At 64.7% G+C, this 11,654-nt stretch carries 12 protein-coding genes; 5 read left to right on the forward strand and 7 right to left on the reverse strand.

Translation table 11 applies throughout. The annotated features are described in order from the left end of the window. Positions 1-28 precede the first annotated feature (28 nt). Entirely contained in the window at positions 29-436 is a 408-nt protein-coding gene (madL, locus tag ACWKWX_RS03665) for a malonate transporter subunit MadL (RefSeq protein ID WP_416427325.1), read from the forward strand. 1 nt (position 437) lies between these two features. Beyond that, positions 438-1,205, forward strand: a complete 768-nt coding sequence (gene madM, locus ACWKWX_RS03670; RefSeq protein WP_416427323.1) for a malonate transporter subunit MadM — start codon at positions 438-440, stop codon at positions 1,203-1,205. A 3-nt stretch (positions 1,206-1,208) separates the two neighbouring features. Here the strand turns inward: madM and ACWKWX_RS03675 are convergent, their stop codons facing one another. Then, positions 1,209-2,129 carry a LysR family transcriptional regulator gene (locus ACWKWX_RS03675; RefSeq protein ID WP_483827047.1) on the reverse strand — a complete coding sequence of 307 codons (921 nt, stop codon included), beginning with the start codon at positions 2,127-2,129 and terminating at the stop codon, positions 1,209-1,211. 64 nt (positions 2,130-2,193) lie between these two features. Between ACWKWX_RS03675 and trhA the strand changes: the two genes are divergently transcribed. After that, entirely contained in the window at positions 2,194-2,811 is a 618-nt protein-coding gene (gene trhA, locus ACWKWX_RS03680) for a PAQR family membrane homeostasis protein TrhA (RefSeq protein ID WP_416427321.1), read from the forward strand. Here the strand turns inward: trhA and ACWKWX_RS03685 are convergent. Together ACWKWX_RS03685 and ACWKWX_RS03690 are read right to left on the reverse strand one after the other, a co-directional pair. Beyond that, positions 2,808-3,527 carry a 16S rRNA (uracil(1498)-N(3))-methyltransferase gene (locus ACWKWX_RS03685; RefSeq protein WP_483827048.1) on the reverse strand — a complete coding sequence of 240 codons (720 nt, stop codon included), beginning with the start codon at positions 3,525-3,527 and terminating at the stop codon, positions 2,808-2,810. The two genes, trhA and ACWKWX_RS03685, sit on opposite strands and share 4 nt — an antisense overlap. A 102-nt stretch (positions 3,528-3,629) precedes the next feature. Next, the gene (locus ACWKWX_RS03690) at positions 3,630-5,036 is read right to left on the reverse strand and encodes an adenosylmethionine--8-amino-7-oxononanoate transaminase (protein ID WP_416427318.1); all 1,407 of its coding nucleotides are present in this window, start codon (positions 5,034-5,036) and stop codon (positions 3,630-3,632) included. 267 nt (positions 5,037-5,303) lie between these two features. Here ACWKWX_RS03690 and ACWKWX_RS03695 point away from each other — a divergent pair, with 267 nt between their 5' ends. After that, positions 5,304-5,855 (forward strand): cytochrome b, encoded by a 552-nt coding sequence (locus ACWKWX_RS03695; protein WP_416427317.1) that lies wholly within the window; start codon positions 5,304-5,306, stop codon positions 5,853-5,855. A 29-nt stretch (positions 5,856-5,884) separates the two neighbouring features. Further along, the gene (locus ACWKWX_RS03700) at positions 5,885-6,481 is read left to right on the forward strand and encodes a YceI family protein (protein ID WP_158152935.1); all 597 of its coding nucleotides are present in this window, start codon (positions 5,885-5,887) and stop codon (positions 6,479-6,481) included. 161 nt (positions 6,482-6,642) lie between these two features. Here the strand turns inward: ACWKWX_RS03700 and rhlE2 are convergent, their stop codons facing one another. The 4 genes from rhlE2 to metF form a co-directional block, all read right to left on the reverse strand. Further along, a complete protein-coding gene (gene rhlE2 / locus ACWKWX_RS03705) occupies positions 6,643-8,562 on the reverse strand; it encodes an RNA helicase RhlE2 (protein WP_416427316.1) in 1,920 nt (639 codons plus the stop codon). 220 nt (positions 8,563-8,782) lie between these two features. Continuing rightward, a complete protein-coding gene (locus ACWKWX_RS03710; RefSeq protein ID WP_416427315.1) occupies positions 8,783-9,565 on the reverse strand; it encodes a substrate-binding periplasmic protein in 783 nt (260 codons plus the stop codon). Between the two features lie 51 nt (positions 9,566-9,616). Beyond that, positions 9,617-10,681, reverse strand: a complete 1,065-nt coding sequence (locus ACWKWX_RS03715) for a hypothetical protein (RefSeq protein ID WP_483827049.1) — start codon at positions 10,679-10,681, stop codon at positions 9,617-9,619. Between the two features lie 80 nt (positions 10,682-10,761). Continuing rightward, a complete protein-coding gene (gene metF / locus ACWKWX_RS03720) occupies positions 10,762-11,607 on the reverse strand; it encodes a methylenetetrahydrofolate reductase [NAD(P)H] (RefSeq protein WP_473004755.1) in 846 nt (281 codons plus the stop codon). Positions 11,608-11,654 lie beyond the last annotated feature (47 nt).

Consider the following 11,654-nt stretch of genomic DNA (forward strand, 5'->3'; position numbering starts at 1 on the left):
ACAAAAACAACAATCGAGGACAACGACAATGATTATCTACGGTGTGGCATTGCTGGCTATCTGTACCTTGGCCGGGGTTATCACGGGCGACCTGCTCGGGGTGCTGCTGGGGGTCAAATCCAACGTGGGCGGGGTGGGGATCGCCATGATCCTGCTGATCTGCGCGCGCCTGTACATGGCCCGGCGCGGCGGCCTGAGCAAGGACTGCGAGATGGGCGTGGGCTTCTGGGGCGCGCTGTACATACCCGTGGTGGTGGCCATGGCCGCCCAGCAGAACGTGGTGACCGCCCTGCACGGCGGCCCGGTGGCGGTGATCGCGGCCATCGGCTCGGTGCTGATCTGCGGCTCGACCATCGCCCTGATCAGCCGCACCCACAAGGGCGAGCCGCTGCCGCCCGAAGTGCCTGAAGCAGTTGAACCGGTAGGGGCGCACTGACATGTGGAACCTCATCGAACATGCCCTGGAAAACAACGGCCTGGTCACCGCGTTCGCCTTCGTCGGCGTGGTGATGTGGGTCTCGGTGCAGCTGTCGCGGCGCCTGACCTTCGGCCGCGTGCACGGCTCGGCGTTTGCCATCGTCATCGGCCTGGTGCTGGCCTGGGTGGGTGGCACCCTGACCGGCGGGCAGAAGGGCCTGGCCGACCTGTCGCTGTTCTCCGGCATCGGCCTGATGGGTGGCGCCATGCTGCGCGACTTTGCCATCGTCGCTACCGCCTTCGAGGTGCAGGCCACCGAGGCGCGCAAGGCCGGTTTCATCGGCGCCTTCTCGTTGCTGCTGGGGACCTTGCTGCCGTTCATTTTCGGCTGCTGCGTGGCCTGGGCCTTCGGCTACCGCGACGCGGTGAGCATGACCACCATCGGCGCCGGCGCGGTGACCTACATCGTCGGCCCGGTGACCGGTGCGGCCATTGGCGCCAGTTCGGACGTGGTGGCGCTGTCGATTGCCACGGGGCTGATCAAGGCGATCCTGGTGATGGTCGGCACGCCCCTGGCGGCGCGCTGGATGGGCCTCGACAACCCGCGTTCGGCGATGGTCTTCGGCGGGCTGGCGGGTACGGTCAGTGGGGTCACTGCAGGCCTTGCAGCCACGGACCGGCGGCTGGTGCCCTATGGCGCGCTGACGGCCACGTTCCACACCGGGCTGGGCTGCCTGCTGGGCCCCTCGGTGCTGTACCTGGCGGTGCGCGCCATCGTTGGGGGATGAGGGTTACGGGGTGCTCAAGCGGTTGGTGTACATCCGGCATTCGGCCAGCAATGCCAGCAGGTTGGGATCGCGCTCCTTGGCGCGCAGGAACACCACGCCAATATGCTGCTGCAGGTGGTACCGCGCCTGCAGCGGCACCAGGCGCACGCGGTTCTCGTACACCGCGGCCACGCGCCCCGGCAGCAGGGCGTAGCCCACGCCGGAGCTGACCATGCTCAGCAGGGTGAAGATGTCGTTCACCTGCATCGCCACCTTGGGCTCGAAGCCGGCCTGGCGGAACACCCGGGCGCCGTCCTGGTGGGTGGCGAAGCCCTGGGTCAGGGTGATGAAGGTGTCTTCGCGCAGCTCCGCCAGGTCCACCTCGCTGCGCCCGGCGAAGGGCGAGTCGGCCGGGGTGGCGAGGAAAATGTCATCGGCGAACAGCGGCAGCTGCTCGCAGTCGGGGTCGCTGACGGTCTCGTCCAGGGACACCAGGATGGCGTCCGCCTCCATGTTCTTGAGCTTGTATAGCAGGTCGGTGTTGGAGCCCAGGATCAGGTCGATGTTCAGCTCGCTGCGCCGCAGCTTCAGGCCCATGATCAGCTGCGGCACGGTCTTCACCGTCAGCGAGTACAGCGAACCCAGGCGGAAACGCTCGGCCGAGAAACCTGCCGCGTCGCGGGTCAGGCGCACGGCGCCGACCACGTCCTGCACCAGTTTCTGTGCGTGCTCTTCCAGCACATAGGCACTTTCCAGCGGGGTCAGGTTGCGCCCCTCGTGCTTGAACAGCGGGCAGCGCAGGGCGCTTTCCAGCGAATGAATGGCGCGGTGCACGCTGACGTTGCTGGTATTGAGCTCGGCCGCCGCGCGGCCCAGGTTGCCCGTGCGCATGAAGGCCAGGAAGATTTCCAGCTTCTTCAACGTCAACTCTTCATCAATCAACATCACACTGGCTCTGTTAGGGTAGGGGGCGATTGCATACCAATCGAGACCAAGGAGAAACGACTGCATGTATCACGGCGAACGATTCAACGCCTGGACACACCTGGTCGGTGCGGTGCTGGCGTCCATTGGTGCTGTCTGGATGCTGGTGCTGGCAAGTTTCCAGGGCGACGTGTGGAAGATCGTCAGCATGGCGATCTATGGCGTGACCCTGGTGATTCTGTATAGCGCTTCGACGGTTTACCACAGCGTGCGGGGGCGCGCGAAGGTGATCATGCAAAAGGTCGATCATTTTTCGATCTACCTGCTGATCGCCGGCAGCTACACACCGTTCTGCCTGGTGACGTTGCGCGGGCCCTGGGGCTGGACCCTGTTCGGCATTGTCTGGGGGCTGGCGGTGATCGGCATGTTGCAAGAGATCAAGCCGCGCTCGGAGGCGCGGGTGCTGTCCATCGTCATCTACGCGGTGATGGGCTGGATCGTGCTGGTGGCAGTCAAACCGCTGCTGGCGACGCTGGGCACCGCCGGGTTCGCCTGGCTGGCAACCGGCGGCGTGTTGTACACCGTGGGCATCATCTTCTTTGCCTACGACCAGCGTTTCCGCCACTGGCACGGCATCTGGCACCTGTTCGTGATTGCCGGCAGCCTGCTGCACTTCGTGGCGGTGTTCTTCTACGTCCTCTAGAAGTCGCCCCACAGCTGCTGCGCCACGGCCAGCGCCACCACTGGCGCGGTCTCGGTGCGCAGCACCCGCGGGCCCAGGCGTGCCGAGTGGAAGCCGGCGGCCTGGGCCTGGCCAACCTCGCCGTCGGACAGGCCGCCTTCGGGGCCGATCAGGAACGCCAGGCTGGCAGGCCGGGCATGGCTTACCAGCGGCTCGGCCACCGGGTGCAGCACCAGCTTCAGCTCGGCGTCGCAGGCCTTGAGCCATTCGCTCATCAGCACCGGTGCATGAATCACCGGCACCGTGGAGCGCCCGCATTGCTCGCAGGCGCTGACCGCGATCTGCTGCCAATGGGCCTGGCGCTTCTCGGCGCGTTCGTCCTTGAGGCGCACTTCGCAGCGCTCGCTGATGATCGGGGTGATCTCGCTGACGCCCAGTTCGGTGGCTTTCTGGATGGCCCAGTCCATGCGCTCGCCACGGGACAGGCCCTGGCCCAGGTGAATCCTGAGGCTGGATTCAGGCTGGCCGGCGAAGGCTTCGTCGAGCTGCACGCGCACGCGCTTCTTGCCCACTTCCAGCAGGGCGCCACGGTATTCCTGGCCCGAGCCGTCGAACAGCTGCACGGCATCGCCTTCGGCCATGCGCAGCACGCGGCCGATGTAGTGGGCCTGGGCCTCGGGCAGTTCGTGCTCGCCCAGGCTCAGGGGGGCATCAATGTAAAAACGGGAGAGTCTCATGTTCAGTCTCGGTAGCCGTAGCAGCTGCCGCAGGCTGCGTCCGGGCGCACTATTGTGTTGCCTGCGGACGCAGCCTTCGGCAGCTGCTACGAAGTCGTGTGGTTAGCCCGGGTCGCGGAAGTCGGGGTGGAAGTCGCTCGGCACGGCCACGCTGACGCTGGTGCGGGTGGCGATGTCGATGCCTTCGCTGGCCACCTCGGCCAGGAAGTCGATCTGCTCCGGGGTGATGATGTACGGCGGCAGGAAATACACCACGCTGCCCAGCGGGCGCAGCAGCGCGCCACGGGTCAGGGCGTGGTTGAACACCTGCAGGCCGCGGCGTTCCTGCCACGGGTAGGCGGTCTTGGTGGCCTTGTCCTGGACCATCTCGATGGCCAGCACCATGCCGGTCTGGCGCACTTCCGAGACGTGGGCGTGGTCGGCCAGGTGCGCGGTGGCGCTGGCCATGCGCGCGGCCAGGGCCTTGTTGTTCTCCACCACGTTGTCCTGTTCGAAGATGTCCAGGGTCGCCAGGGCCGCCGCGCACGCCAGCGGGTTGCCGGTGTAGCTGTGCGAGTGCAGGAAGGCGCGCAGGGTGGGGTAGTCGTCGTAGAAGGCGCTGTACACATCGTCGGTGGTCAGGCACGCGGCCAGCGGCAGGTAGCCGCCGGTGAGCGCCTTGGACAGGCACAGGAAGTCCGGGCGGATGCCGGCCTGCTCGCAGGCGAACATGGTGCCGGTGCGGCCGAAGCCCACGGCGATCTCGTCGTGGATCAGGTGCACGTTGTAGCGGTCGCAGGCCTCGCGCAGCAGCTTGAGGTACACCGGATGGTACATGCGCATGCCGCCGGCGCCCTGGATCAGCGGCTCGACGATGACGGCGGCGACGCTGTCGTGGTTTTCGGCCAGGGTCTGTTCCATGGCCAGGAACATGTTGCGCGAGTGCTCTTCCCAGCTCATGCCCTCGGGGCGCAGGTAGCAGTCGGGACTCGGTACCTTGATGGTATCCAGCAGCAGCGCCTTGTAGGTCTCGGTAAACAGCGGCACGTCGCCCACGGCCATGGCGGCGATGGTTTCGCCGTGGTAGCTGTTGGTCAGGGTGACGAAGCGCTTCTTGTTCGGCTGGCCGCGGTTGACCCAGTAGTGGAAGCTCATTTTCAGCGCCACTTCGATGCAGGACGAGCCGTTATCGGCGTAGAACACCCGGTTCAGGCCCTCGGGCGTCATCTTCACCAGGCGCTCGGACAGCTCGATCACCGGCTGGTGGCTGAAGCCGGCAAGGATGACGTGCTCCAGCTGGTCCACCTGGTCCTTGATGCGCTGGTTGATGCGCGGGTTGGCGTGGCCGAAGACGTTCACCCACCACGAGCTGACCGCGTCCAGGTAGCGCTGGCCTTCGAAGTCTTCCAGCCAGATGCCTTCACCGCGCTTGATCGGAATCAGCGGCAGTTGTTCGTGGTCTTTCATTTGGGTGCAGGGGTGCCACAGGACCGCGAGGTCGCGTTGCATCCACTGATTGTTGAGGCCCATTTTCTCTCTCCTGGCAGCAGCGTGGTCGCAAGCCTATGCAATGCATGGGCTGGGGGCAACTAACAAGACTGTGGGAGCTGGCTTGCCAGCGAGTTTTTCATCGCCCGCACAGCTCGCTGGCAAGCCAGCTCCCACAATTAACGTTCGCTTAACGCTTTGCATCTATAGTTATTGATCGGGTATCTAGATATTTCAAAGCGAAATTTTCCGCTTTAATTCGATAGATAAAAAGCTAGTCTTTGTCGAAGAACTTACAGGAACACCGTGATGCAGCTACGCAATTCACCTTCTCGCTATGGTTGGGTCAGCATCCTCCTGCACTGGGGCGTGGCGCTGGCCGTGTTCGGCCTGTTCGCCCTGGGGCTGTGGATGGTCGACCTGGGTTACTACGACCCATGGCGCAAGGCCGGCCCCGACCTGCACAAAAGCATCGGCCTGACCCTGTTCTTCTTCATGCTGTTGCGCGTGGTATGGCGCTTCATCAGCCCACCGCCGCCGCCACCGCCCACCCAGGGCCGGCTGACGCGCATCGCGGCGAAGCTGGGCCATGCCTTCCTTTACCTGGACCTGTTCCTGGTAATGGCGGCCGGTTACCTGATCTCCACCGCCGACGGCGTGGGCATCCCGGTGTTCGGCCTGTTCGAAGTACCCGCGCTGATCAGCGGCCTGCCCAACCAGGCGGAAACCGCGGGTGACGTGCACCTGTACCTGGCCTGGATCCTGGTGATCTTCGCTGTACTCCATGGCCTGGCCGCCCTGAAACACCATTTCATCGATCGTGATGCGACCCTGGTACGCATGCTGGGCCGCAAAGGCTGACCTTCAACTCAACCCAAGGAATACCGCACATGTTGAAAAAGACACTGGCCGCTCTGGCTCTGGGCACCGCACTGCTGACGGCCGGCCAGGCCATGGCTGCCGACTACACCATCGACAAGGAAGGCAACCACGCCTTCATCAACTTCAAGATCAGCCACCTGGGCTACAGCTTCATCTACGGCACCTTCAAGGACTGGACCGGTACCTTCAGCTTCGACGCTGCCAAGCCTGAAGACAGCAAGATCAGCATCACCCTGAACACCAAGAGCGTCGACACCAACCACGCCGAGCGTGACAAGCACATCCAGAGCAAGGACTTCCTGGAGACCGACAAGTACCCAACCGCTACTTTCGTGTCGACCAGCGTCAAGCCAACCGGCAAGAATGCTGATGGCAAGCTGACCGCCGACGTGACCGGCGACCTGACCCTGCACGGCGTGACCAAGCCGGTCGTGGTCAAGACCGTGTTCCTGGGCGAAGGCAAGGATCCATGGGGCGGCTACCGTGCCGGCTTTGAAGGCACCACCACCATCAAGCGTTCTGATTTCGGCAAGATGATGGACCTGGGCCCGCAGTCCGACACCCTGACCCTGGACATCACGTTCGAGGGCGTGCAGAAGAAGTAATTCTTCGGCGCACAAAAAAACCGCAGCCAATGGCTGCGGTTTTTTTGTGCCTGTGGAATTGAAAAACTCGCTGGCAAGCCAGCTCCCACAAGGTCAGGTGCTGTCTGTGGGAGCTGGCTTGCCAGCGAGCTTTTCGGCCCCCACAGATGCCTGATCCTGACTTAGCCTTCGCGGTTGCGGGTCAGCAGCGCCGGCTTCTCGCCGTTGCGACGGCTAGGCAGCGACTCCAGCTGTTCCAGCTGCTCGGCAGTCGGGAAGCGATCGATCTTCGATTCCTTGTGCACGATGCGCGGCTGGTTCTGCGGTGCGCGCGAGTTGCTCACCGCTGGTTCCTGACGCGGCTGGTCATCACGGGCCGGACGACGGTTGCGGCCAGCGCCACCGTTGTTGTCGCGACGCGGCTGGCCATCACGGGCACCGCCACCGTTGCTGCGCGGGCCGCTGCTGCGCTTGTCACCGGCCGGCTTGCCAGCCGGACGGCCAGCTGGGCGCGGCGCCGAGGCCGGGGCTGCACCACCGACGGCGGCTGGTGCGCCGGGGCGACGGTTGCGGCCCTGGTTCTTGTTCTGGTACGGGCTGACGTAGTCAGCGCGGTTACCAAAGTTGTCGACTTCGTCATCCAGGAACTCGTCCGGCGCGCGGTCGGCAGGAGCTACCGGCGGCTTTGGAGTGGACTGGGCCTGACGTGGCTTCTGGTCACGGGGTTGGCGTTCAGAACGCGCCCCGGCGGGCTTTTCCTTGCCTTGCTCCTTGCGCTGTTCGCTACCTTGCTGGGGCGCGGCAGCACGGCGCTCCTTGCCTTTGTCCTTGCCCTTGTCCTTGCGACCACCACCACCTTCGGCGGCCTTGGTCCCTTCGCGCGGCGTGCGGGTGTTGCGCGGCTGGTTGGCCTGCGGGCGCTCGCGCACCTCGGGCTTCTCGGCCTCCACGGCGCTGATGTCGAAGCCCATCAGGTCACCGTCAGGAATCTTCTGCTTGGTCATGCGCTCAATGCTCTTGAGCAGCTTTTCCTCGTCCGGGGCGACCAGCGAGATGGCCTCGCCGCTGCGACCGGCACGGCCGGTACGGCCGATACGGTGCACGTAGTCTTCATCGACGTTGGGCAGCTCGAAGTTGACCACGTGGGGCAACTGGTCGATGTCCAGGCCGCGGGCGGCGATGTCGGTAGCAACCATGATGCGTACCGAGCCGGCCTTGAAGTCGGCCAGGGCCTTGGTGCGCGCGTTCTGGCTCTTGTTGCCGTGGATGGCGACAGCGCTCAGGCCGTGCTTTTCCAGGTACTCGGCCAGGCGGTTGGCGCCGTGCTTGGTGCGGGTGAACACCAGCACCTGCTCCCAGGCACCCTGGGTGATCAGGTGCGCCAGCAACGAACGCTTGTGGCTGGCAGGCAGGCGGTAGACCCGTTGCTCGATGCGCTCCACCGTGGTGTTCGGCGGGGTGACTTCGATACGCTCGGGGTTGTGCAGCAGCTTGCCGGCAAGGTCGGTGATGTCCTTGGAGAAGGTGGCCGAGAACAGCAGGTTCTGGCGCTTGGCCGGCAGGCGTGCCAGCACCTTCTTGACGTCATGCACGAAGCCCATGTCGAGCATGCGGTCAGCTTCGTCCAGCACGAGGATTTCCACGTGGGATAGGTCGACGCTGCCCTGGCCGCACAGGTCGAGCAGGCGGCCGGGGCAGGCCACCAGCACGTCGACGCCGCGGGACATGGCCTGGACCTGCGGGTTCATGCCTACGCCGCCGAAGATGCAGGCGCTGACGAACTTGAGGTCACGGGCGTAGATCTTGAAGCTGTCGTGCACCTGGGCCGCCAGCTCGCGGGTGGGGGTCAGGACCAGTACGCGCGGTTGGCGCGGGCCGTGACGCTGGGATTTGTCCGGGTGACCGTTGGGGAACAGCCGTTCCAGGATCGGAAGGGCGAAGCCACCGGTTTTACCAGTACCTGTCTGTGCCGCGACCATCAGGTCGCGACCTTGCAACACGGCGGGGATGGCCCGCTGTTGCACCGGAGTAGGCTGGGTATAGCCCGCCGCCTCGATGGCACGGACTAAAGCCTCGGAGAGACCGAGGGAAGCAAAGGACATGAGTAATCCTGTTCTAGTGAGGGCTTTGCCCAATGGGAATCTTGCCTGGCGCGACACGTGCGTGGGGGCACTGTCGCGTCCGGTCCTGCCGGGCCTTCAATGCGCATCCGGACCTGGCTGAGCGGGCGTGAGCCTGGCGGTCGAGCGGGTCGGGATGCCTTTTGCAAGGCCGGGCGTCCGGGCGTAAGCCTGGCGGGAAGGTCGGAGTATAACAGAGCAATCACAGCGCGCTGCGTTCCTGCTGCTCAACGGTTTTCACTACCGTTGACGGGCTTGCATAGCGGGCCAGCAACTGCGCGTAGGCAGGCTCGCGCTTGAAGCGCCGCAGCTCGATGGAAAAGCGCAGGGCCAGCTGGTCCATGCCGGCGCCGCGGCGCACGGCCAGGTACTGGGGCTCGCGGTTGACCACCAGGGGCAGGGCGCTGACCTGGCCCTCCAGGCCCATGGCCTGGGCGGTGAAGTTGCCCACGCGAATGTCGGTGATGATCAGGTCGACCCGGTTGCGCACCAGCTTGCCGAAGTTGGCCTCCTGGCTACTGGCGGCCTCACGGCGGAACGCGCTGGCCTGCATGAATGGATCGCCGTAGTTGTAGCCCGCCGAGGTGCCGATGGTCAGGCCTTGCAGGTCATCGAGGCTGCCGGCCGGGTGCGGCCTGGCGTTGGCCTGGAACAGCACGAACTGCACGTCGGACAGCGGCTCGTCGGGGTACAGCAGGGTGGTTTCGCGCTCGCTGGTGCGGAAAATGTCCAGCACGCCATCGGCCTCGCCCTGGTCGAGCATGGCCAGGCAGCGCTTCCATGGCAGGAACTGCCACTGGATCTCCACGCCCAGGCGTTCGAACACCTGGGCCGCCACTTCGTAGTCGATGCCCATGCCCTGGCCGTTCTGCTGGTAGGCGTAGGGCGCCCAGAAGTCGGTGACAATGCGCAGCTTCTCGGCCTGGGCGGCAAGGCTCAGGCACGTCAGGCACACGGCTGTCAGCAGGGAGAGGTAGGCAGGCATGGATCCGAAGATACGATGCCGGTCGCGGGTTTGGCAACGCAATCAGCGACGTCAGGCCTGAATCAGGTGCTGGTAGATGGTGTGGCGGCGCTTGCCCAGGATCAGCCGGTTGAGCGGCGAAGACAGCCAATGCAGCAGCTGGTCGGCCTCGACCGGGGTGGCCTGGCGCTCTTGCAGGTTTTGCCGGGCCTTGTCCCACCACACCGGCGCACAGGCGCGGTCGAACTCGTTGGCGTGGTCGTAGCAGCCGTAGAGGATTTCGCGCATGAACTGCCGCTGCTCCACGGGCAGGGCCAGGGTCGCGGCCTTATACAGCAGGCGTTGCAGGGCCGGCGGCCGGGGCACGTGGTCGCTGACCTGGCTCACGTCGGCGAGGGCTTCGGCGCTCAGCGGCTGCCCGGCGTGCTTGCGGGCCCAGGCCTGGACCTTGGCGCGCATCAGCTGCTTGCGGCTCCAGTAGTGGTGGATCAGGTCGGGGCATTCGCTGACCTGGTAACGCTGGTAGGCGGCCAGGGTCAGGCAGAATTCTTCCAGCGTATAGGCGGTGGGCGTGCGCGGGTAGTACTGGTCCATCAACTCCAGGGAACGGTCGAGCAGGGCGCTGTCGCACTGGCACAGGCCGATGACCCCGGAGTTGAGCAGCCACATGTCGTCGTCCGCCATGCCTTGCGCCTTGAGCTCCGGTGCCAGCACCGAATAAAGCGGCGAGGCAGCGCCCTGGCGGTAGCGCATGGTGCGCGCGTTGACCAGCAGCGTGCCCGGCTGGATGCGTTCGAACAGCGCCAGGGGCGAGGCCTGGAAGAAGGTGTCGGTGTCGATCAGCAGCGCCAGCTCGGCGTCCTTCAACACTTCGCGGATGGCCACGTGCTTGGTGCGGAAGTGGTAGCCGTGGGGTTGGCTCCAGGCGTTGCGGGTTTCGGCGCTGAGCGGGCGAATGCGCACGGGCAGTTGGGCGTAGGGGGCGGGGTTGTCAGTGAATACCTGGATGTCGAGCGGCAACTCGCGCGGGTTACCCAGCTTGGCGATGGCGCTGGCGATGCTGAACAGCGCCTCCTGATGATAGGTGTGGGCACCAAACACCAGGTAGACCAGTTGTGGGCGTGCAGCAGAAGCCATGATGTATCACCCGCAAAACGATGAAGAAACAAAAAAGGCCTTTAATTGTATCAAGGCCTTTCTGAATTCTTCGTGAACGTCTAGCGGGGCAACTTCAGGTTGTTCCACACCGCCAGGCTTGGCTCGGCCTGGTTCAGCGTATAGAAGTGCAGGCCAGGAGCGCCGCCGTCGAGCAGTTGCTCGCACATGCGGGTGATCACCTGCTCGCCGAACTGTTGGATGCTGGTGACGTCGTCGCCGTAGGCTTCCAGCTGCTTGCGGATCCAGCGCGGGATCTCGGCGCCACAGGCGTCGGAGAAACGGGCCAGCTTGCTGTAGTTGGTGATGGGCATGATGCCCGGCACGATCGGGATGTTCACGCCCATTTTCTGCACGCGGTCGACGAAGTTGAAGTAGCTGTCGGCGTTGAAGAAATACTGGGTGATGGCACTGTCGGCACCGGCGTTGGCCTTGCGCGCGAAGTTCTTCAGGTCATCCTCGAAGTTGTGCGCCTGGGGGTGCATCTCCGGGTAGGCGGCGACTTCGATGTGGAAGTGGCTGCCGGTCTCGGCGCGGATGAATTCCACCAGGTCGTTGGCGTGGCGCAGCTCGCCGCTGGCCATGCCCATGCCCGAAGGCAGGTCGCCACGCAGGGCAACGATGCGCTTGATGCCGGCATCCTTGTACTGCGCCAGCAGGGCGCGCAGGTCGGCCTTGCTGTCGCCCACGCAGGACAGGTGCGGGGCGGCGGGGACTTTCACTTCGTTCTCCAGCTGCAGCACGGTGTTGAGCGTGCGGTCGCGGGTAGAACCACCGGCACCGTAGGTGCAGGAGAAGAAATCGGGGTTGTAGCCGGCCAGTTGGCGGGCAACGTTCAGCAGTTTTTCATGCCCAGCGTCGGTCTTGGTGGGGAAGAACTCGAAGCTGAAGCGGCGTTCCTGAGACATGATTACACCTATCTGGAAACTCGAAAGCCGTGGGATCGTGGGTGCCC

Source organism: Pseudomonas imperatae, from assembly GCF_057128625.1.